The sequence below is a fragment of the Bradyrhizobium sp. IC3123 genome (assembly GCF_020193625.1).
Lineage (GTDB): Bacteria > Pseudomonadota > Alphaproteobacteria > Rhizobiales > Xanthobacteraceae > Bradyrhizobium > Bradyrhizobium yuanmingense.
Window position 1 is genome coordinate 294,583 of the sequence record NZ_JADYVF010000001.1, and the last position, 20,454, is coordinate 315,036.

The window sequence follows — 20,454 nt, forward strand, 5'->3', positions numbered from 1 at the left end:
GCAACAAAACTGCTCTCGATCATCTGGGCCCCGGCTCAGCAGCGCATCACTTGCGTGCTGCGCTGCGTCCGGGGGCACTCCTGCCAGGCGGCTTTGTTCCCTTAACAAATCATCAATAAAACCAGCCAGTTATGGTGAACGCTTTGTTAAGCGTCGTGGTTTATTTTGTGTTGCAGGTGACGAGCGTCATCGTTTTTCGTTTGTTGTGTAAGCCGGAAGCAGCATGATTGTTCGGCAGTTCATTCATTGGATCAGGACGGCACCCGCAGGCGAGCGGGCCGAGGCAACACGGGCGCTGGCCCGGGCCTGGCTGATCTCGGACCTTTCTGCAGACGATCGCATCGCCGCCGAAGGCGCGCTTCTGATGCTGCTTGACGATGCCTCGCCGCTGGTGCGGCAGGCGATGGCTGAAGCTTTTGCCCGCAGCCTCGATGCGCCGGCCGCAATCGTGCGGGCGCTGTCGGCCGATCAGCCGACGGTCGCGCTGCCGGTGCTCGAACATTCCCCGCTCTTGATCGACGCCGATCTCGTCGACATCGTCGCGACCGGCGGCGAGGAGGTGCAATGCGCAGTCGCGCGCCGCATCGCATTGCCGGTGTCGGTGTGCGCCGCGATCGCCGAAGTCGGCTGCGCGGCTGCCGCGCTGGAGCTGATCGAGAATCCCCATGCCGAGCTCGCCCCGTTCTCCTGGGACCGGATCGTCGAGCGTCATGGCCATCTAGCCGCGATCCGCGAGGCGATGCTGGTGCTGGAGGATCTGCCGGCTGCAACGCGTGCTGCGCTGGTGGCAAAGCTCTCCGAGACGCTGGCGCAATTCGTCGTGGCGCGGAACTGGCTGAGCGCCGACCGCGCCGACCGCATCACCATCGAGGCGCGCGATCGCTCCACCATGAACATCGCGGCGCGCTCGCGCGGCGATGACATGCAGGGCCTGGTCCGGCATTTGCGCATCACCGGCCAGCTGACCGCGGGCCTGATCCTGCGCGCACTACTGTCCGGCAATCTGGGCTTGTTCGATGCGGCACTCGCCGAGCTCGCCGATCTGCCGCTCGCGCGCGTCTCGGCGCTGCTGCACGAGCGCGGCGGCAACAGCGTGCACGCGCTGCTCGGTCGCGCAGGGCTTCCGGAGGCGACATTTGCGGCGTTCCAGGTCGCGCTCGATGCCTGCCACGAGCAGGGCTTCGTCGATAGCGACGACGGCGCGGTGCGGCTGCGCCGGCGCATGGTCGAACGCGTGCTCACCCATTGCGAATCCGATCGCGGCGCCACCGAGCCGCTCATGGTCCTGCTGCGCCGCTTCGCCACCGAGTCCGCGCGCGAAGAGGCACGGCTGTTCTGCGACGAGATTGTCGCGGATGATGTGGTCGATCCGCTCTATGACGATCTGATTGCGGCGTAGTTCGAAGCTCGCGACAAGGCGGGCCGGAAGAGAGACAGGCTCCGTCATTGCGAGCGCAGCGAAGCAATCGAGAATCCCTCCGCGGGGACAGTCTGGATTGCTTCGCTGCGCTCGCAATGACGAGAGGAGAGAGTTCGGCCTTATTCCGCCGGCGCGATGCTCGGCGCCAGGATCACCTCGAGATGCTCGGGGCGGTCGCGGTTGACGTAGGCAAGATAATCATCGGCGACCTTGCGCAGGCGGCGGCTGAGCTCGGCCGAGACGCTGATCCTGTCCAGCCTGGTGTTCTCGTGCACGATGGCGAGAATGGCGTTGATGTGGTGCGTGAACAGCTCGGCCGGCACCTTTTCCAGGTCGGGCGCGTGCTCGATGACGCGGCACAGGCTTTCGGCGATGCCTGCGGCTGAAGGAAAGCCGAATGTCGCCGCATCGCCCTTGATGTCATGCGCGGCGTGAAACAGCTCGTCGCGCAGTTTCTTCGTGAAGCCGTCGTTCTGCACGGCCGTCCAGGCGGCGGACAGTCGCTGGACCTCGATCACCATCCAGTCCTTGAACTCGTTGGAGAGGCGCGCGAGCGCCTGCTCGGCGCGGCCGACCGGGTCGTCCAGGTCTTTTTCTTCGACGCGGCGCAGGACCTTGCGCAGCGGATTGGGCTGCGTGATGACCTGGTGCGTGGCGAAGGCCTTGACCTCGATGTCCTTTGCGCTGTTCTTCGCCATGATGCCTGCCTCGTCTGAAGCGGTTGCGCTAGATGGTGGAGCGGGCCTTGTCGAGCAGCGAGGGCTGCTGCAGCACCTCGTGCTTTTCGCCGACGCGGCGCTCCGGGCCCATATAGGCGGAGTTGGTGTTGCGGCGCCGGTCGGGGCCGAAATAGGTCTTGGTCTTGATGAAGGGGCGGGGATTGGCGACGACGTTGAGGATACGCTGATAGAGCCCCTTGGCCGAGATCGGCTTGGCCAGAAATTCGGTGACGCCGGCATCGCGCGCGACCGTGACGCGACGTTTCTCCGAATGTCCGGTCAGCATGATGATCGGTGCATAGGGATTGCCCTTGGATTCCGGCTGCCGGATCATCTGCGCGAGCTCGAGCCCGTCGAAGATCGGCATGGCCCAGTCGGTGATGACGATGTCGGGCACGTAATGGCTGTACATTTCGAGCGCCGTGGCGCCGTCCTCGGCCTCATAGACCTCGCGCGCGCCGAACGAATGCAGCAGCGTCCGCAGGATGCGGCGCATGTGCGGATTGTCGTCGCAGACGAGGAAGCGCAGCTTGTTGAAGTCGATACGGAACATGACGCCCGGGCCAAAAGCGGGTCAACCTTCGTTAACCATATCGTGCCGGGAGTTAACGAAGGGTTGCGGCCAGGGGTGGGCCGGCAGGACACTCAGTAGCCGAACTGCTCCCGCAGGATACGCTCTTCCAGGCTGTGGCCAGGGTCGAACAGCATCCGCATCGAGATGCTCTTGTCCGAAAGCACTTCGACGCGCCGGACCCTGCGCACCTCCTCGTGGTCGGCGACCGCTGCGACGGGGCGCTTGTCGTCTTCCAGCACCTCGATCACGACATAGGCGGTATTGGGCAGGAGGGCGCCGCGCCAGCGCCGCGGCCGGAAGGCGCTGATTGGCGTCAGCGCCAGCAGGGCGGCGTTGATTGGGAGGATGGGTCCTTGGGCGGAGAGGTTATAGGCCGTCGAGCCTGCCGGCGTCGCGACGATAATGCCATCGGCGATCAGCTCCGGCATGCGTTCGCGCTCGTCGATAAGTATCCGCAAGCGCGCCGCCTGGGAGGTCTGGCGGAATAAGTAGACCTCGTTGATCGCGTGGTGCAGGTGAACGCGGTCGTTGACGTCGGTCGCGCGCATCAGGAGCGGATTGATCTCGGATTCATGCGCCGTCTCGAGCCGTTGGCGCAGATCATGCGTCGAGTACTCGTTCATCAGGAAGCCGACCGTGCCGCGGTGCATGCCGTAGATCGGCTTTCCCGTACGCATATGGTGGTGCAGCGTCTGCAGCATCAGCCCATCGCCGCCGAGTGCGACGACCACGTCGGCCTCATCGGGATCGCAATTGCCATAGTCCCTGGTCAGCTGGCCAAAGGCGGCTTGCGCCTCGTTGCTCGGGCTGGCGACGAAGGCGATCCGGTCGTATCGCGCAGGCTTGGTCATGGCTTCTCGGCAGGGCCGCTGGGTCGAGGAAGGTTCCGCCGGGCTCGTCTATACGAGGTAGGCCCGTATTGTCGAGGATGACCGCCCACCAAAGCTAATGGGGACGGTCCAACCGGACTTAAGCACAGAACCGGGCAATTTGAACCCGGCCGGCCGCTTCAGGGCCCGCACCGCCAATGATTCCCCAAACCGTCGTAATTTGGCGCTACCTTTCTGACTCCCCGGCGGTCACGGCCGGACACGGAGGATGATCATGGTCACGACTTTGCCGGCGCTCCGCCGCGCGGGCCTGGTGTTGGCGGTGTCGGCTTTCGCGTTCGTCGGCCTTGCACACGCAGATGATGCGCCGCAGCCGCGCTCCGAGGCGGCCGCGCCGGCCGGACAGAAGGGGGGCCGCGGCGGTGGCGCACAAGGCGCGCCGCAGACGTCGTCGTCCGCGGCCGAGCCGCACCGTCTGCCGCCGGATTCGACCACGAAACAGACGCTCGATCTGCCCGGCCGGACCCTCAACTTCACGGCCACCGCCGGGTCGATCCGCGTGTTCGATGGCAAAGGCGAGCCGTTGGCCGACATCGCCTATACGTCCTACCAGCTCGACGGTGCCGAGCGCGCCACGCGTCCGGTGACGTTCCTGTTCAACGGCGGGCCCGGTGCGTCCTCGGCCTGGCTTCAGTTCGGCGCGGCCGGACCGTGGCGGTTGCCGCTCGATGGCGAGGCCCTGTCGCCGTCGGCCTCGCCCGAGGTGAAGCCCAATGCGGAGACCTGGCTCGACTTCACCGATCTCGTCTTCATCGACCCCGTCAGCACCGGCTACAGCCGCTTCGTGGCGAGCGGCGAGGATGCCCGCAAATCGTTCTACTCCGTCGATGGCGACGCCAACTCGATCGCGCTCGTGATCCGCCGCTGGCTCGAAAAGCACGAGCGGCTGACTTCGCCGAAATACGTCGCCGGCGAAAGCTATGGCGGCATTCGCGGCCCCAAGGTCTTGCGCCAGTTGCAGCTCCAGCACGGCGTCGGCGTCAGGGGCTTGATCCTGGTCTCGCCGCTCTTGGATTTCCGCGAGTTCACCGGCACGAGCCTCCTGCAATATGTCGCGACGCTGCCGAGCTACGTGGCAGTGGCGCGCGAAGCCAAACGTCCGGTCAAGCGCGCCGACCTCGCCGACGTCGAAGCTTACGCGCGCGGCGAATTCCTGACCGACCTCGTCAAAGGCGAGGCGGACAAGGAGGCAACCACGCGTCTGGCCGACAAGGTCGCCGAACTCACCGGCATCGACCAGGCGGTGAGCCGCCGCCTCGCCGGCCGCTTCGACGTCGGTGAATTCCGCCGCGAATTCGACCGCAAGAACGGCAAGGTGACCGGACGCTACGATGCCTCGGTGCGCGGCTTCGATCCCTATCCGGATTCGAGCAGCTCGCGCTTCGGCGATCCCTCCGGCGATGCGCTCCAGGCACCGCTGACGAGCGCCGCGGTCGACGTGCTCTCGCGCAAGCTCAACTGGCGGCCCGGCGGCTCATATGAAGTCCTGAACGGTGCTGTCGAAGGGCAATGGGATTTCGGCCGCGGCATCAACCCGCCGCAATCGGTCTCCGAGCTGCGCCAGATCCTCGCCACCGATGCGAAGCTGAACGTGCTGGTCACGCACGGCCTGTTCGATCTCGCCACGCCCTATTTTGCAACGAGGCGGGTGCTCGACCAGTTGCCGGCCTTCGTGACGCAGCGCGTGAAGTTCGTGGTCTATCCCGGCGGCCACATGTTCTATTCGCGCGACGGATCGCGGCAGGCGTTCCGAAGCGAGGTCGAGGCGCTCATTCGGGAGTAGGCCGGCGCTTGCGCGGCGGATACCGGCGCGCGATCTCGCGTGCGACGACTTTTTTTGGCTTCACGTTCGCGCCGGCAATCCAGATGTCGCTGATCTTGCCGCGCTTGTCACGGACCCGGCGCACCGGCTCGCCGTGGCTGGAATAGCCGGCAGCCCAGGCGAGCTTGCCGGTGTCGCGGCCGGTCACTTCGATTTCGGCGGCATCCATAAACGGGTTGTTGAACTGCGGGTTGGCGACGAGCACGCGGTTGCCGGCGGGGACGAGATCGGTCGCGCCCCAGATCGTCCACCAGCGCCCGGTCCAGTCGCGCACGCGCCGGTCGGGGGCGCCGCGGGTCTGGAAGACGCGCAGGATCTGCATCGCGCCGTCCATCCAGAACGGCGCCGCGCCGTCGATCGAGTTGCTGAGGATGCTGATTGCAAGCTCGCAAGCGGGAATGGAGCAGGTCCGCGAGATATAGCCCTGGAAGCCGCCGCCATGGCCGAACCAGTCCCAGCCATCGGTCTTGCCGGCATTGACGCCCAAGCCGTAATAGGCCTCGAAGCTCTGCGGGATGCGCCAATGGTTTCGCGTCATCTCGCGGCGGCTGGCGACCGACAGCACGCTCTTCTTGGCGTTGGGCGCCAGCTGCGCGAAGAAGCGGGCGGTGTCGGCGGCGGTGGCGACGAAGCCTGCGGCAGATGCCATTGCATGGGCGGGATTGTCGCCCGGGATCACGCAACGCTCGCCAAAGGGCACCCTGCGCGTGTGGCCGCGCGCGAACGCTGCGCCCTTGGGAAACGGTGCGTCAGGCTCCGTCTCGCGCAGGCCGGCGGGCGCAATGATCTCGCGCTTGATCCAGACGGAGTAGGGCTCCTTCGCAACAGCTTCGATCACGAGGCCGAGCAGGCCAAAGCCGTGATTGGAATATTTGAAGCGTGTGCCGGGGTCAATCGCGGTCGGCAGCTTCAATTCTGCAAGCAGCTCCTTGGCATCGAGATAGGGACGGCTGTCGATGAACTGGCCGGAATCGGCGCCGTCGCGCGTCAGCCCCGCGCTGTGCGACAGCACTTGCGCGATCGTGGTCTCGGCGACGCACGGATCGAGGCCGCCGACATATCGGCCGACATGGTCGTCGAGCCGGAGCTTGCCCTGCTCGCGCAGCTTCATGATGCCAGCCGAGGTAAAGCTCTTGGAGTGCGAGGCGATGCGGAAGCGATGGCGCGGGGTGAGCTTCTCGCCGGTGTCGAGATTGGCGAGGCCGAACGCATGCTCGGCGACGACCTCGCCGCGATGGGCGAAAGCCACGATGACGCCCGGCTGCTGGATCGTCGTCAGCTGGTATTCGATCCAGGAGCCGATGTAGTCGATCGCGGATCGCAGCCACGTGTCCATTGCGCTACCGGTTTGCGAGGGAGGTCGGTGCGAAAGGCTAGCCGAGAAAGCAGAACGGGCACAACCTGAAAGGTTGTGCCCGTTTGCGTCGTTCGGAGATGCGATGTCTCCAGTCTATGCCTTCAGTAGACGAGCGTCGCGCCGGTCGGCTTGTCGAGCGCTTCGGCCAGCGAGCGATATTCCGAGCTGCCGGTGCCGGCGAGCGAGGCGATCTTGTCGAGGTGGTATTGCGCCTGCTCGCGGTTGCCCTGCTCGAGCTGCCAGAGGCCGTAATATTGCCAGGTGCGGACGTGGTTCGGATCGTCCTTCAGCGCCAGCTCATAATAGGCCTTCGACGACTGGTAGTCGCCGAGCTTGCGATAGGAGTAGCCGATCAGGTTGGCGACGTCCGCGACGTCGTTGCGCTTGAGCGACTTCAGCTGGTCGATCGCGCCCCTGTAATCGTGCTTGTCGTAGATCGCGGCGTAGGCGGTGCGGTAGGCCGCGAGGAATTTGGGGTCGCTGACGGAAGAGCTCTTCTTCTTGCCCTTCTTGGTCGAGGTGTCCGATTTCGGCGGCGACGAAGGGTCGTCGCCGGCGGCGGCATACGCGCTGGACAGCACCGGCGCGGCCGCCAGTGTCATAGCGACGAGTCCCGGCACAACGAGCATTGAGAGTTTGCGCATCTAAGTTCTCCGGTATGGAACGTGGCGATCCTACACGATTGCCCGAAGACCGGAACACCTCTCGGGCAAAAACATTCCCGCGTCGCACGATCTATTCGCCCGGCCGTGGATGACAAACGTGTCATCGAGATGAACGGAAGCCTGCAAGGGGCTTCAGATTGGGTTCAGTGCACCCCGCTTATGTTCCTTCCCACGATCGATGGGGGCGAGAGGGCGCCGCCTGATGATCCTTCCAAGAGGAGACCACCATGTTGAAGACCATTTCTGCAGCCTTGCTCGCAACCTCCGTGATCGCAGCCCCGGCGTTCGCCGCCGAGGCCGGCAAGACCACCACAGCCGCGCCGGTGATCAAGGCCGACCAGAGCCAGACCAAGGCGGCGACCACTGCCGCAAAACCGGAAGCCGGCGTCAAGGCCGACGCCAAGACGGACGTGAAGACGACGGACGCGAAGGTTTCCGATGTCAAGACGGACGCCAAGGTGGACGGCAAGTCGAAGGCAATGGACGCGAACGCCGCGGTCACCGCCGACCAGCACAAGAGCGTGAGCAAGCATCGCCATCACGACAAGCAGGTCACGGCCAAGGAGTCGCAGAAGGCGCGGCCGGATGTGACCAGGCCCGCGACGTCTGACAAGCGCAACTGACGACTGATCCCGCGCGGCGGCATCCCTGGCATTGCCCGCCGCCGCGCGCGGACGTCAGGCCTGGCCCGTTGCCACGCCTCGGGCGGAAGCCCGAGATGTCGGCGGCTGGCCGGTGCGCTGTTTGCGCCGCTGCAAGCGAATTCCCTTCATCCCGGCTTGGGGCTAGAACGTCTCCTGATCTGTTCGAGCGGAGAGCGGGGCCTGTGGGGCGATTGGCAAGATGTGCGGTGATCCTGGCGTTGCCGCTGGCGCTTGCGGCATGTTTCGGCAGCGACAGTGACCGTCCGACTTTCATGGGCGGGACCCAGGCCGGCGGGCCGCAGCCGTTTCCCGACAATTTCCGGAACGACACGGTGGCGTTGATGCGGGCCTATCTCAACAATCCGGTCGGCGTGCGCAATGCCGCCATGGCCGAGCCGGTGCAGCGCGAGGTCGGCGGCCGGCAGTTCTATGTGAGCTGCCTGCACTTCACCCCGCGCGAGACGGATGGGAGCTACAAGGGCATGCGCGAGCGGGCCGTGATCTTCGTCAACGGCCGGGCGGACCGCGTGGTTGACCAGACCAGCGATCTCTGCGCCGGTGCGGTTTACGCACCGTTTCCGGAACTGGAAAAGATGATGCGGTAGCGCAAAGGCAGCCTTTATCGCCCGGTGTTAGACAGAAGGAGCCGGAGCCGCTGGATCACATTTCGGCGAGCTTTGAACGGGGTGGTTTCGTCTTGCGACAAATCGTGGCGGCGGCCTTGCGCAGCCGAATTGACGGAACAAATTCGTGTTGTTGCCGCGCCGTCACAGTCACGAACGATCAACGTTCCGGCATTGCCGCGAAGCAACCCAATTCACGCCACGTTGTTTCCCGAGTGTCGTAATGAAAGAACGGGGATGATCATGAAGTCGATCTTGCTGGGTGCAGCAGCTCTGCTGGCGCTGGTTGCGCCGGCCGCAGCGGCCGACATGCAGCCGCGCGCCTATACCAAGGCTCCGGTCACGCCGCCGCAGGTGATCTATAACTGGACCGGTTTCTATATCGGTGGCCATCTCGGCGGCGCGTTTGCCGGCGACAACAGCTTCCAGTCGAGCGACGCGCGTTTCCTGGGCGGCGTGCAGGGCGGCTTCGACTACCAGTTCGCGCCCAACTGGGTGGTGGGTATCGAGGCCCAGTATTCCTGGCTGCCGACCAACAACAATGGCGCCATCTTCCCGCTGGGCACGCAGGTGACATCCAACACCGACCAGATCGGGTCGGTGACCGGTCGCATCGGTTACACCTGGGGACCGACGCTGCTTTACGCCAAGGGCGGTTATGCCTGGCGGAATAACGGCCTTGGCGTGAACATCGCCGGGGTGCCGCAGGCCTTCACCACCACCGGCAACAACAAGGACGGCTATACGGTCGGCGCCGGCCTCGAATACATGTTCGCGCCGAACTGGTCGGCCAAGGCCGAGTATCAATATTACAATTTCGGCAGCACGACCTTCACCTCCGGCCCGGCTGACATCGTCGGCGTTCGTGGCCGGGAGGACGAGCATACCGTCAAGGCCGGGGTGAACTATCGCTTCGGCTGGGGCGGCCCGGCCGCCTCGCGGTACTGACGGTCAGCGCCGACCCAAGACCTGAAGATCCAAGACCTGAACATCCAAGACCTGACAAAGGCCGGCTCCGCCGGCCTTTCGTTTGCCGGCCTGCCGCCTCCGGCGCCTGCTTTCTTTGCATTCCGTGAACCATTTGGCGCGTCATTTGCTTGCAAACGATGCTGGCGCGCCTTCTCACGCGCGTCATGGGGCTGGCGTAAAGCAAAAATAATTTTTGCGGTTTACGGAACTCGCGCTCCGGAACGCGTTATATGACAATTACCGGGCAGGTGGGACGACGGACATGCGTATCTTGGTGTCGGCAGTGGTGCTCTCGTTCTTCGGCTGCCTGCCGTGCTCTGCACAGACAATCCTCAGATCCGAGCCTCTGATGTTGGCACCGTACGAAGTTGCCTTCGTCAAGGACGCTTCATGTCCGTCGGGCAAGGTCATGAAGGTCACCGGCGCCATCCGCGGGCTGCACCGCCGCAAGGCCTGCGTGACTATGCCGGGCGAGCAGGCCTCGCTTGTGGCGGCCACTCCCTGAGCTTTCGCTCCGGCTCCGTGCCGGAGCTCAGGAATTCAGCTCGAGCTCCATTCTGGACTGCCGATCAGCCTCCGCCTTGTTCTTGGCGGGGTCCTCGCCTTGAGCCGCCTGGCACGGCTCGATCTTGTAATCATTGTCGAGCACCCGGCGCGGTCCCGGCCGCTCGTCGTCCGCCGTCACGTCCACGACGAGACCACTCCGCTCGGCGAGCTTCCAGACGTCGGCCTCGCTCGGATAGGACTTGCTGATTTGTGCGTCATTGCAGAAGAGGGCGTAGGGCATGCATCCCGACTCCAGGAATGCCCGTTAACGAGCTTACGGGGGGAGGGTTCCGGCCACCCGCCCGATCACGCGCCCGTGATCGTCGTGGACGGCCCTTGAGTCCTTAACGAGTCCTGAATCCCGGAAAAAAGAATCCCTGGGACTCTTCGGCCGGAATCAGCGGATGTTTTCGGCCATGACGAGCGACCTGAACACATCCTGCGGGCACATGCTCCTGCCGCTCACGCTGGCGCTGTTCGGCGCCTGCGCGGCCAATCTCTGGCTGGTCTGGTCGTGGTTGTAGGGTCCTGGCTGTAGGGCCCTGGCCGGGCCTTATTCGGCCGGCGGACCTGAGGCGTCGCGGATGGCTGCACGCAATTTGGTCAGGGTCGCCGCACAATATTCCTCACGTTCGCGCTCGAAGCGCTCCTGGTGCTTGCGGAAATTGGCGATGCGGGCCTGCATCTCGGCACGGAATTCGCCGCTCGTCCGCGTCGGCAGAGGCGCGGGCCGCGGCGGAAAGGGGGCTTGCGGCGGTTCGATCTCGACGGTGACCGCCTCCACGGTGACGATCTCCATCGCGACGGCCGGGCCAGATGCGGGCGCCTCCGGCTGAAGGACGTCATCCTTCCTGCCGGTCACCGATTGGACGAAAGCCAGCGTCTGCGCGATCAGTGCGTCGCGCTCCCTGATCCATTTCATGATCCACCTCAGCCGCGCGTATTCCAGCAAAGCGGCTGCTTCGAATCAAGGCTGTTTGCAAGGGTTGCATATTTTTCCCGGTAGCCCGACACTGGGCAGATGGATGCATCGAAAGAAAGACCGAACGAGGCGGAGGGCCTGAGGCTCATCCGCGCGTTCCTGACGCTGCCGCCCGACAAGCGGGCGGAGGTGATCGCGTTTGTCGAGGAATTGGCGCGTGTCCACGGCCGACCCGAGCAGGGCGCCAAGGCCTCGCCGAGGTAAGCAAGACCTCGTCGAGGTGAGCGCTACCGCTCGCGCGGATTGACGTTGGGCTCGAACGGCGCGCCGACCACCCGAACCGGGATCTGAGCTGGCGTGCGCGGAGTGGGCTCGATCACGGCCCTATCGGCGACCAGCTTATCGGGCGTCCGTACAGGCGCCGGCTCGAACAGCGCCAACGTCCCGGCCACGGCGCTGCAGCACAGCGTCACCGTCGCCAGCAGAATCATGTTTCGGTTTTCTTCCCGGATCCGCATGCGCCGACAACGGCTGGCGCCGGAGCCGGTTCCAGGCCGGCGATTTTCGATGCGAAAACGGGGGTTTTAGATCAGTGCGACAGCACAAGGCCGAGCGCAAGCACGAACAGCATGGCCTTCTCTTTGGGAGCGGTGGAGCGCATGGTCTCGACCAGACGAATGACGTGCGTAAGTTCGCTGCCATACAATTTCGAACAGTTCGGGTGGATTGTATCGTGTACCCGCGCCGCAAAAGGCTCGCCCAATGACCGCCGATCGTCCCTCCGTGCTCGCGCACGAGCGCTTCGTTGCCGACCGTGACAATTTCTCAGGGCTGGATCTCGCCGCACGGTTCGCGCGGATTGAGCGGACCAACCTCTGGGGCGCGACCACTTCGGTGTCCGGCCTCGGCTCCGAGGATGTCGCCACAGCCGCGATCCAGCAGGCGCTGCCTCCATTGCTGCTACGGCTCGGCGTGCGCTCGCTGCTCGATGCGCCCTGCGGCGATGCAGGTTGGATCGGCCGGCTCGAGCTCGATATCGATTACACCGGCATCGACATCGTACCGGCGCTGATCGAGGCAAACCGCTGGCGTGTCGCAGCTGACGGTTCGTCCGGTCGGTTTCTCGTTGCTGACATCACGCGCGATGCGCTGCCGCACGCCGACGTCATTCTCTGCCGGGATTGCCTGGTGCATCTGAGCTTTGCGAACATCTATCGCGCCCTCGTGCAATTTCGGATGAGCGGCGCGCGCTTCCTGCTCGTCACGACCTTTCCGGAGTGGGACGACAATCACGATTGCGAGGATGGCGACTGGCGCGCGCTCAACATGGAGAAGCCGCCGTTCGGCTGGCCGGCACCGCAGGCGCTGATCAACGAGCGTTGCGAGGAGGGCAATGGCGGCTGGCGCGACAAGAGCCTCGGCCTCTGGCGGATGGATGGATTGCCGGAGAACAGTTGCGCGTCAGAAGCTGGTGCCGGCTGAGGGGATTGAACCCCCGACCTTCGGTTTACAAAACCGCTGCTCTACCGCTGAGCTAAGCCGGCAAGCCTCAAGAGGCAGGGCAGAGCTCGGCTCGCGCCGGGCCCCGTCTACCCGTGCGCGCCGCAATACCAGACTTGATCGGAAAGTGCCAGAACCGGGAGGTCGTCGTCGCAGGACGTGAATCGGGCGGCCGCGCGGGCCGCCCGATGTGTCGCGTTCGGCTCAAGCCGGCTTACTGGCAGAGCTGCCGGCGGCCGTCTGCGCCCTTGAAGTACGTGCCGGGCGTACAGACGAAGCCGTTGCGCTGGGCATAGGTGCGCCTGTCCCAGCTACGATTGTCCCAGCCGCGGTCCCACGAATTGTCATAGGCGTAGGAATTGTCCCAACCTCGGAATGGGGCGGTGGCAATCGCGCCGGCGGTGCCGATCGCGGCGCCCGCGACGCCGGCCGCCGTCCCGACAGCGCCCGCCGCAACGTCGGTCGGCCAGAAGCCAGTGGGGCTTCTGTTCCAGTCGTTATTCCAGTCGCGGTTGGTCTGGCGATAGGCCGCGCGGCGGTGGCGGTAGCCGCTCTCGGTGGTGGCCTGTCCCGGTCCGAAGGTCTGGCAATTGGCGTTCGGGAATTGCGCCGAGCAGCGGCCCTGATTGGTGACGACGGTCTGCGCCATGGCAGAGCCTGCCAGCATGGTCGCTGCGATCGCCGTGGCCCCGAGAAGCTTGATGGTCATGGTTGTTCGCTCCCATTTTGTGGACAGGAGCTAAACGCTGACGGCGCAGGACGTTCCGATGCAACCTTGGGATTTTTCGGATGCGAGCCGTCAAACCGATGTGAGCAGTACGCTGTTCCAGCCGCGGGGTTCCGCGCCGTTAACACTTCACTAGCTCGCCGTGCAACATTTGAGCGGCGCGCAATCCTTGCACGTTAGGCTTACCGGAATTTGGTGAGCAGGCCTTAACTCTCTCTGCGTCGCGATCGGTTAGGTTGCGCCCGGATAACCGGGGTCTCCTCATGCGTGCCGTGGCGCTCGCCGCCTTTCTGATCGGACTGCCTGCAACCGCGTTTGCAGCCGGCTTCGAGATCGTCGTTCCCGGCCGTCCCGGCGTGCCAGTAATCATCAACAACATCGATGCGTCCTACGCCGTCGTCGAGGGCACCTGGGGCCTCGGCAAGGGCCAGCAGGTGCAGCCCACGATCTATGGCGGACGCTATATCGCCGAGCGGCAGCCCGACAACGTCGGCCATTATTATCCGACGCTGGGCCTGCGGCCAGGCTACGGCCGGCTCGAGGTCGAGCCGCCGGCGAACCGCAAATTGCCCAAGCCCGCCGAGAGCTACCACCAGAGCTGGGGTGCCTCGTCCGCGCCGCTGCCGGCGCAGATGGATCCGCCCGTCGATCCGCCGCCGGTGATCTACGCGCCCGAGATCAACGACCGTCCTCGGCCCCCGCGGCCGCGGCCGCGCACAGAGATACCCGGCAGGCCGCCGGGTTGAGAAACGTGAAAACCAAAAACGGAAATCAACAGGAGAGAGTAATGCGTCAAATGATTTCGGGACTGGTCGCGGCAACTGCCGTGATGTTCGCCGCCACCGTGCCGGCCGCGGCCTGCGGCTTCAGCACATGCGCGCCCGTTGCGCCGGTCTATGCCGGCTGCAACACCGGATGCGGCGGATATGGTTATGGCTACGGCTACGGCTACGGCGCCTATGAGCGTCTCGCCGAGCCGACCACGCAGTATTATTACGTCAACCAGGGTCCGACCTATACCGGTCCGGGCGCCTTCGCGCCGTACCCGACCTATCGCGAGGACGCGGTCGTCGCGCCCGCCAATTACGGCTATGGCTATGGCTATCGTGCCGCTGCGGTCGCGCCGCCGGCCGCTTATCCCTATCGCCGCCCGTACTTCCGTCCCTATCGCTACGGCTACGGTCCCCGCTACGGCTATCTGCCGCGCGTTCACTACGGCCATGCTCACCGCTACGGCTACGCCCACCGCCATGCGCCGCGCTATTATGGCGGTCACCGCGTGCTGCGCCGCTATTACTGATCTCTGATCGGTTGAGATTTGCGAAGCGCCCGTTCGCGTGATGCGGACGGGCGTTTTGCTTTCTCTTCAAAACAACCCCATGCACAGTAGCCGGGAACAGTGAAATCAAGGACTTGAAGCGCAATGTGCCCGAGATGAGCGAGCATCGCTCATTAGCTCATTGTTCGAACCCCAAATTTCGGAAAAACAGAGACTTAGATTGATCCGTCGGGCAAAACAGGCGTAGTCTAGCAATCGTCCGGATATGCGCGGCGCCTAAAGCGCTAGCGCTTCATCAGCCCCAGCCGGCTCGCGCCGACATAGAGCGAGAGTACGGCCGCATTCGAGACGTTGAGGCTCTTGATCTCGCCGGGCATGTCGAGCCGCGCCACGACGCTGCAGGTCTCGCGCGTCAATTGCCGCAAGCCTTTGCCTTCGGCGCCGAGCACCAGCGCGAGCGGCTCGCGCAGTGTGACGTTCGAGAGGTCCTCGGTACCTTCGCTGTCGAGACCGACGGTCTGGAAGCCGCGCTCGTTCAACGCCGTTAAGGCGCGGGCGAGATTTTGCACCGTGACGACAGGCACAAGCTCCAGCGCGCCGGAGGCGGCCTTGGCGAGCACGCCCGTCGCCTCGGGGCTGTGACGCGCGGTGGTCACGATCGCCTTCACCGCGAAGGCCGCTGCAGAGCGCAGAATGGCGCCGACATTGTGCGGATCGGTGATCTGGTCCAGCACCAGCACCATGCCTTCCTGCTTGAGCGTCTCGATGTCCGGCGAGGGCAGGGGATCGGCCTCGGCGAGCAGGCCCTGATGCACGGCGTCGGGCGAGAGCAGGCGGTCGATCTCCTGGGGACGGACGATCTCGGGCGCGATGCGGGTCGCGATGTTTTCGTCCGCCAGCCGCCGCGCGGCGTTCTCGGTTAGCGTCAGCTTGCGGATCCGCCGCTGCGGGTTGGCGAGGGCCATGGTGACGGTGTGCCAGCCATAGAGAATGACGGGCCCGTCGGGGTGCGAATCGCGTTCGCGCCAAGCCGGCCGGCCGGTCGATTTCCCTGGTTTGTTGAAGGGCTTAGCCCCCCTGCGGGGGCCCCTCGGGGCGAATTTTTTGTCCTTCATGGGCTCGCTTGTGTCACGGGGACCCCAATATGGCAATTTGAGTGGCTTCGAGGGCGATTTTAGCTGCTTGCCTCGGTTGACTTTGCCCCACCGCTTCGCCCATAAACGCGCCCGGTCGCGCCCCGATACGGGTTGCCGCGGCCTTCACGTTCCATGGCCGTCTTCGGTCCGCCGGCAAGGTCCGGCCCGATTGTGCTGCCGTCGAGCGGGGGAGTGTCCCGAGTGGCAAAGGGAGCTGACTGTAAATCAGCCGCCTCATGGCTTCGCAGGTTCGAGTCCTGCCTCCCCCACCAGCCTTCGCTCGCTTCGAGAGCTACGGCTAGGCAAGCCAGCATAAGTGCTCGTGGCGCGAAGTGAGCGAAGGCTGTCGCGCCGTAGCCCGCAGGGCGTAGGCGGACTGGGACTGTTTCTCAAGCCCGCTACCCCATCATCTCCCGCACCATCGGCACCACCTTCCGCCCGTAGAGCTCGATGCTCCGCATCAGCTTCTCGTGCGGCAATGGCCCCGCCGAATACTTCAACTGAAACCGCGAAAGCCCCAGCGCCTTCGCGGTCTTCGCGATCTTGCGCGCCACCGTTTCCGGCGCGCCGACATAGAGCGAGCCGTGCTCGGCCTCATGGACGAACTCGTCGCGTCCCATCGGGGGCCAGCCGCGCTCCTTGCCGATGCGGTCGCGCATCGCCTTGTAGTCGGGCCAGAGCTCCTCGCGCGCCTGCGCGTCGGTCTCGGCGACGTAGCCCGGCGAATGCACGCCGATCGGCTGGGCCGGGCGACCGAACTCCCTGAAGGCCCGATGATAGAGCTCGACATAGGGCGCAAAGCGCGCTGGATCGCCGCCGATGATCGCCAGCATCAAGGGCAGATCGTAATGCGCGGCGCGCACCACCGATTGCGGACTGCCGCCGACGCCGATCCAGGTTTTCAGCTTGCCGTTCTCGACCGGCGGATAGACCAGCTGATCTTTCAGCGGCGGACGCAGCTTGCCTTGCCAGGTGACCGGCTGCTGCGACAAGAGCGCAGCGAACAGATCGAGCTTCTCCTCGAACAGCTCTTCATATTTGCGCAGGTCGAAGCCGAACAGCGGGAAGGATTCGGTGAACGAGCCGCGGCCGAGGATAACCTCGGCGCGTCCGTTCGAGACCGCATCCAGCGTGGCAAAGCGCTGGAACACGCGGATGGGATCGTCCGAGGACAGCACCGTCACGGCCGAGCCAAGATGGATGCGCCGGGTGCGCGATGCGATCGCAGCGAGCACGGTTTCAGGCGAGGAGATCGCGAAATCGGCGCGGTGATGCTCGCCGAGACCGATGAAATCGAGACCGAGCTCGTCCGACAGCACCGCTTCGTCGACGACGTTGCGGATCACCTGCGCATGCGGAATCATGTCGCCGGACGCATCTCTTGTGACGTCGCCAAAGGTATCCAATCCGAATTCGAGCGGTGGGGTCATCGATCAAGTCTCTGTGGGAGGATCGGCCACATCTAAGGGACCGCAGCCCGGTCACAAGCGCACGTGCGGAAATGCTCGGTTTCCGTTTGTGGATCTTATCGCCCGATGCGCACCACCATCTTGCCGAGCGCAGCGCGCGTCTGCATCGTCTTGAATGCCGCGCGGAAATCCTCGAAGGCGAAGACTTGGCCGACCACGGGCTTCAACTGGTCATCGGCAAGCCAGTCCGTCAATTGTGACATCAGGCGCTTCTGCACATCGGGCTCGCGCGTTGGAATCTGCGCAAGATCGACACCGAGTAAGGCGCCGCCTTTCAGAAGCGGCAGATTGAACGGCAGCGCGGGAATGGCGCCGGCGGCAAAGCCGACCACGAGATGGCGTCCGCGCCAGGCGATGGATCGAAATGCCTGCACCGAGATTTCGCCGCCAACGGGATCGAAGATCACGTCCGCGCCACGTCCTGCCGTCAACTCCGTGAGCGTGTCGCGCCAGCCCGCCTGCGTATAGTCGATCACCGCATCGGCGCCATGCGCCTGCGCAAACTCGCGCTTCTCTGGTGTTGATGCAGCCGCGATGACGCGAGCGCCGAGCAGCTTTCCAATCTGGACGGCCGCAATCCCAGTGCCGCCGGCGGCACCCAGCACGAGAAGCTGCTCGCCTGCGGCCAGCGAAGCGCGCGCGCCCAGCGCATATAGGGCCGTCAGGTAATTGGCGCGAAACGAGGCGGCGACCTCGGCTGCGACGCCATCCGGCAGGGGATGGACCGCTTCAGGCCTAACGACGATCTCTTCGGCCAGTGCGCCCGATCGCGTCATGCCCATCACGCGCATGCCGGGTTGGTAACCCCCCGGTGCGCCGGGCGCGTCCGTCACCACCCCCGCGAACTCCGTCCCGGGAATGAAGGGCAGGGGGTCCTTGGTCTGGTAGCGTCCCTCGATCTTCAGCCCGTCGACGAAGCCAATCCCGGCAGCTTCCACCCGGATGCGCAGCTGTCCCGCCTCCATGGACGGCGGCGGTACGTCCTTCAGCTCGATCTGATCGATGGGGGCGTATTGCTCGACGACAACGGCTTTCATGTCGGACCTCTGTTGTTCCAGTTATCCTGACAGGTCTCGACACTAGCCTCTTGTGTCTACCGCCACATCCCCCGCATCCGCGCCCCGATGTCGATCTTCGGCCCCTGCGCCGCGGTGCGCGCGGCACCGCTTGCTGCCTTCGGCCAGGCGGTGCGCTCGAACAGGTAGACCAATTGCTCCGGGATGAACCGGGTGCGCGAGGCGTAGACGTGGCGGTCGCCCCTGGCGGCCTGACCGTGCACGAAGAAGCGCTGCGGCACGACGAGATGCAGATCGTCCTTGGCGCGCGTCATCGCGACATAGAGCAGGCGGCGCTCCTCCTCGATCTCGGCGCTGGTGCCGGCGCCGAGATCGGACGGCATGCAGCCGTTGACGACGTTGAGCACGAACACCGATTTCCACTCCTGGCCCTTGGCGGAGTGGATGGTGGAGAGGATCAGGTAATCCTCGTCGCGCAGGGGTGGCCCTGATTTGTCGCTGGTCGCATCCGGCGGATCGAGCGTGAGCTCGGTCAGGAATTTCTCGCGAGAGGCATAGCCGCTCGCGATCTGCTCGAGCTGCATCAGATCGGCGCGGCGCGTCTCGGCATCCTCGTGCATGCGATCGAGATGCGGCTCGTACCAGAGCCGCACCCGTTCGAGATCGACGGGCCATTCCGAATAGCGCAGGTTTTCGACCGTGCGGACGAAACAGGTCCAGTCCTCGCCGGTGCGCGCCGGCCCCGGCAGCCGGCCGAGCGCGGCAAGCGGGTCGGTGCTCTCCGCCATCTGGTCCAGCACGCGCTGTGCGGTCGCAGGCCCGATACCCGGCAGCAGGTGCAGGATGCGAAAGCCGGCGACGCGGTCGCGCGGATTCTCGGCGAAGCGCAACACGGCCAGCACGTCCTTGACATGCGCGGCATCCAGGAATTTCAGGCCGCCGAACTTGACGAAGGGGATGTTGCGGCGGGTCAGCTCGATCTCCAGCGGACCCGAATGCGAGGAGGTGCGGAACAGCACCGCCTGGTGCTTGAGCAGCGCGCCTTGCTCGCGGTTCGCCAGCACCGCCTCGACGATGTAGCGCGCCTGGTCGGCCTCGTCGTGCACGGTGACGAGCTGCGGCTTCTGACCTGAGGTGCGGTCGGTCCAGAGGTTCTTGGTGAAGCGCTCGCGGGCGAGGCCGATCACGCCGTTCGCCGCCGACAGCACCGCCTGCGTCGAGCGGTAATTGCGGTCGAGCGTGATCATCTCCGCGCGCGGCGAGAAGCTCTGCGGAAAGTCCAGGATGTTGCGCACGGTGGCGGCGCGAAACGAATAGATCGACTGCGCGTCGTCGCCGACCACGGTGAGGCCGCGGCCGTCGGGCTTGAGCGCCAAGAGGATCGAGGATTGCAGACGGTTGGTGTCCTGATATTCGTCGACCAGCACGTGGTCGAAGCGGCCGCCGATCTCCTGAGCGATCAGCGCATCGCCCATCATCTGCGACCAATACAGCAGCAGATCGTCGTAATCGAGCACGTGCTGGGCCTGCTTGGCCTCGACATAGGCGGCGAACAGACCCTTCAGCTCGGCGGCCCAGCCCGCGCACCAGGGAAAATGCTGGGCGAGCACCTTCTCGATCTCCATCTCGGCATTGACGCAGCGGGAATAGATCGACAGGCAGGTGCCCTTGGCCGGAAAGCGGCTCTCGGTCTTCGACAGGCCGCGCTCGTGCCGGACCAGGTTCATCAGGTCGGCAGAATCCTCGCGGTCATGGATGGTGAAGGCGGGATCGACGCCGATCCGCTCGGCATATTCGCGCAGGAGCCGCGCGCCGATGCCGTGGAAGGTGCCGGCCCAGGTCAGCGCATCGCGCATGATTGCGGCGTTGTTCTCGCCCAGCACCTTGCGCGCGATGCGCTCGACCCTTCCGGCCATTTCCGCCGCGGCGCGGCGGGAGAACGTCATCAGCAGGATGCGGCGGGGATCGGCGCCTGCGACGATCAGATGCGCGACGCGGTGGGCGAGCGTGTTGGTCTTGCCGGAGCCGGCACCGGCGATGACGAGCAGGGGGCCGCCCACGGTTGCGCCGTCGGCCACGCCATGCTCGACGGCGCGGCGCTGCTCCGCATTGAGCGTGTCCAGATATGTCGCCACGAATCGCCCCGGTGAAAGGATGAGACTCGGCGATCCCGGCG

The 20,454-nt window shown here is 65.0% G+C and carries 24 protein-coding genes and 2 tRNA genes; 11 read left to right on the forward strand and 15 right to left on the reverse strand.

Annotation, left to right across the window (positions count from 1 at the left end):
- Positions 1 to 223 precede the first annotated feature (223 nt).
- On the forward strand, positions 224 to 1,399 hold the full coding sequence (locus I6F20_RS01520; protein ID WP_225124858.1) for a DUF2336 domain-containing protein: 1,176 nt from the start codon (positions 224 to 226) through the stop codon (positions 1,397 to 1,399).
- A 140-nt stretch (positions 1,400 to 1,539) separates the two neighbouring features.
- Here the strand turns inward: I6F20_RS01520 and I6F20_RS01525 are convergent, their stop codons facing one another.
- The 3 genes from I6F20_RS01525 to I6F20_RS01535 all read right to left on the reverse strand — a co-directional run bounded on the left by I6F20_RS01525 (position 1,540) and on the right by I6F20_RS01535 (position 3,564).
- Positions 1,540 to 2,118 carry an Hpt domain-containing protein gene (locus I6F20_RS01525; protein WP_225124859.1) on the reverse strand — a complete coding sequence of 193 codons (579 nt, stop codon included), beginning with the start codon at positions 2,116 to 2,118 and terminating at the stop codon, positions 1,540 to 1,542.
- Between the two features lie 28 nt (positions 2,119 to 2,146).
- On the reverse strand, positions 2,147 to 2,692 hold the full coding sequence (locus tag I6F20_RS01530) for a response regulator (protein ID WP_011088265.1): 546 nt from the start codon (positions 2,690 to 2,692) through the stop codon (positions 2,147 to 2,149).
- A gap of 92 nt (positions 2,693 to 2,784) precedes the next feature.
- Positions 2,785 to 3,564, reverse strand: a complete 780-nt coding sequence (locus tag I6F20_RS01535; protein ID WP_036010536.1) for an NAD kinase — start codon at positions 3,562 to 3,564, stop codon at positions 2,785 to 2,787.
- A 253-nt stretch (positions 3,565 to 3,817) separates the two neighbouring features.
- Between I6F20_RS01535 and I6F20_RS01540 the strand changes: the two genes are divergently transcribed.
- Entirely contained in the window at positions 3,818 to 5,386 is a 1,569-nt protein-coding gene (locus tag I6F20_RS01540; RefSeq protein WP_225124860.1) for a S10 family peptidase, read from the forward strand.
- Here the strand turns inward: I6F20_RS01540 and I6F20_RS01545 are convergent.
- Together I6F20_RS01545 and I6F20_RS01550 are read right to left on the reverse strand one after the other, a co-directional pair.
- Positions 5,373 to 6,761, reverse strand: coding sequence for a serine hydrolase domain-containing protein (locus I6F20_RS01545; RefSeq protein ID WP_036010539.1), 1,389 nt, complete (start codon positions 6,759 to 6,761; stop codon positions 5,373 to 5,375). The two genes, I6F20_RS01540 and I6F20_RS01545, sit on opposite strands and share 14 nt — an antisense overlap.
- A 122-nt stretch (positions 6,762 to 6,883) precedes the next feature.
- Complete coding sequence (locus I6F20_RS01550; RefSeq protein WP_036010542.1) at positions 6,884 to 7,426, reverse strand: tetratricopeptide repeat protein; 543 nt, start codon at positions 7,424 to 7,426, stop codon at positions 6,884 to 6,886.
- 248 nt (positions 7,427 to 7,674) lie between these two features.
- Here I6F20_RS01550 and I6F20_RS01555 point away from each other — a divergent pair, with 248 nt between their 5' ends.
- From I6F20_RS01555 to I6F20_RS38345, 4 genes are all read left to right on the forward strand, one after another.
- Positions 7,675 to 8,070 (forward strand): His-rich protein BRANT, encoded by a 396-nt coding sequence (locus I6F20_RS01555; RefSeq protein ID WP_225124861.1) that lies wholly within the window; start codon positions 7,675 to 7,677, stop codon positions 8,068 to 8,070.
- A gap of 230 nt (positions 8,071 to 8,300) precedes the next feature.
- Positions 8,301 to 8,696 (forward strand): hypothetical protein, encoded by a 396-nt coding sequence (locus tag I6F20_RS01560; protein WP_225125318.1) that lies wholly within the window; start codon positions 8,301 to 8,303, stop codon positions 8,694 to 8,696.
- Between the two features lie 261 nt (positions 8,697 to 8,957).
- Entirely contained in the window at positions 8,958 to 9,662 is a 705-nt protein-coding gene (locus tag I6F20_RS01565; protein ID WP_036010580.1) for an outer membrane protein, read from the forward strand.
- Positions 9,663 to 10,032: 370 nt separating this feature from the next.
- Positions 10,033 to 10,188: a hypothetical protein gene (locus tag I6F20_RS38345; protein WP_225124862.1), complete on the forward strand. Its 156-nt coding sequence runs from the start codon at positions 10,033 to 10,035 to the stop codon at positions 10,186 to 10,188.
- Positions 10,189 to 10,215: 27 nt separating this feature from the next.
- Here the strand turns inward: I6F20_RS38345 and I6F20_RS01575 are convergent, their stop codons facing one another.
- Positions 10,216 to 10,470, reverse strand: coding sequence for a hypothetical protein (locus I6F20_RS01575; protein ID WP_036010552.1), 255 nt, complete (start codon positions 10,468 to 10,470; stop codon positions 10,216 to 10,218).
- 312 nt (positions 10,471 to 10,782) lie between these two features.
- Entirely contained in the window at positions 10,783 to 11,151 is a 369-nt protein-coding gene (locus I6F20_RS01580) for a hypothetical protein (protein WP_036010583.1), read from the reverse strand.
- 99 nt (positions 11,152 to 11,250) lie between these two features.
- Between I6F20_RS01580 and I6F20_RS01585 the strand changes: the two genes are divergently transcribed.
- Complete coding sequence (locus I6F20_RS01585; RefSeq protein ID WP_225124863.1) at positions 11,251 to 11,415, forward strand: hypothetical protein; 165 nt, start codon at positions 11,251 to 11,253, stop codon at positions 11,413 to 11,415.
- 23 nt (positions 11,416 to 11,438) lie between these two features.
- Here I6F20_RS01585 and I6F20_RS01590 read toward each other — a convergent pair whose 3' ends face one another.
- Both I6F20_RS01590 and I6F20_RS01595 read right to left on the reverse strand, forming a co-directional pair.
- Complete coding sequence (locus I6F20_RS01590) at positions 11,439 to 11,642, reverse strand: hypothetical protein (RefSeq protein ID WP_225124864.1); 204 nt, start codon at positions 11,640 to 11,642, stop codon at positions 11,439 to 11,441.
- Between the two features lie 98 nt (positions 11,643 to 11,740).
- Complete coding sequence (locus tag I6F20_RS01595) at positions 11,741 to 11,914, reverse strand: hypothetical protein (RefSeq protein WP_225124865.1); 174 nt, start codon at positions 11,912 to 11,914, stop codon at positions 11,741 to 11,743.
- On the opposite strand from I6F20_RS01595, the gene I6F20_RS01600 reads away from it, so the two are divergent.
- On the forward strand, positions 11,914 to 12,633 hold the full coding sequence (locus I6F20_RS01600; RefSeq protein ID WP_225124866.1) for a class I SAM-dependent methyltransferase: 720 nt from the start codon (positions 11,914 to 11,916) through the stop codon (positions 12,631 to 12,633). The genes I6F20_RS01595 and I6F20_RS01600 overlap by 1 nt on opposite strands.
- On the opposite strand, the gene I6F20_RS01605 is transcribed toward I6F20_RS01600, so the two are convergent.
- Both I6F20_RS01605 and I6F20_RS01610 read right to left on the reverse strand, forming a co-directional pair.
- Positions 12,621 to 12,695, reverse strand: a tRNA-Thr gene (locus tag I6F20_RS01605). The genes I6F20_RS01600 and I6F20_RS01605 overlap by 13 nt on opposite strands.
- Positions 12,696 to 12,865: 170 nt before the next feature.
- A complete protein-coding gene (locus I6F20_RS01610) occupies positions 12,866 to 13,360 on the reverse strand; it encodes a hypothetical protein (protein WP_057029593.1) in 495 nt (164 codons plus the stop codon).
- 281 nt (positions 13,361 to 13,641) lie between these two features.
- Between I6F20_RS01610 and I6F20_RS01615 the strand changes: the two genes are divergently transcribed.
- Together I6F20_RS01615 and I6F20_RS01620 are read left to right on the forward strand one after the other, a co-directional pair.
- Positions 13,642 to 14,124, forward strand: a complete 483-nt coding sequence (locus I6F20_RS01615; protein ID WP_109143325.1) for a hypothetical protein — start codon at positions 13,642 to 13,644, stop codon at positions 14,122 to 14,124.
- Between the two features lie 41 nt (positions 14,125 to 14,165).
- Positions 14,166 to 14,678: a hypothetical protein gene (locus I6F20_RS01620; RefSeq protein ID WP_225124867.1), complete on the forward strand. Its 513-nt coding sequence runs from the start codon at positions 14,166 to 14,168 to the stop codon at positions 14,676 to 14,678.
- 263 nt (positions 14,679 to 14,941) lie between these two features.
- On the opposite strand, the gene rlmB is transcribed toward I6F20_RS01620, so the two are convergent.
- Positions 14,942 to 15,772, reverse strand: a complete 831-nt coding sequence (gene rlmB / locus I6F20_RS01625) for a 23S rRNA (guanosine(2251)-2'-O)-methyltransferase RlmB (RefSeq protein ID WP_036010853.1) — start codon at positions 15,770 to 15,772, stop codon at positions 14,942 to 14,944.
- A gap of 207 nt (positions 15,773 to 15,979) precedes the next feature.
- Here rlmB and I6F20_RS01630 point away from each other — a divergent pair.
- Positions 15,980 to 16,065, forward strand: a tRNA-Tyr gene (locus tag I6F20_RS01630).
- Between the two features lie 126 nt (positions 16,066 to 16,191).
- On the opposite strand, the gene I6F20_RS01635 is transcribed toward I6F20_RS01630, so the two are convergent.
- From I6F20_RS01635 to I6F20_RS01645, 3 genes are all read right to left on the reverse strand, one after another.
- Positions 16,192 to 17,223, reverse strand: coding sequence for an LLM class flavin-dependent oxidoreductase (locus I6F20_RS01635; protein ID WP_036010854.1), 1,032 nt, complete (start codon positions 17,221 to 17,223; stop codon positions 16,192 to 16,194).
- A 95-nt stretch (positions 17,224 to 17,318) separates the two neighbouring features.
- Positions 17,319 to 18,299: an NADPH:quinone oxidoreductase family protein gene (locus tag I6F20_RS01640; RefSeq protein ID WP_225124868.1), complete on the reverse strand. Its 981-nt coding sequence runs from the start codon at positions 18,297 to 18,299 to the stop codon at positions 17,319 to 17,321.
- Between the two features lie 56 nt (positions 18,300 to 18,355).
- On the reverse strand, positions 18,356 to 20,413 hold the full coding sequence (locus I6F20_RS01645; protein ID WP_036010858.1) for an ATP-dependent helicase: 2,058 nt from the start codon (positions 20,411 to 20,413) through the stop codon (positions 18,356 to 18,358).
- Positions 20,414 to 20,454: the final 41 nt, after the last annotated feature.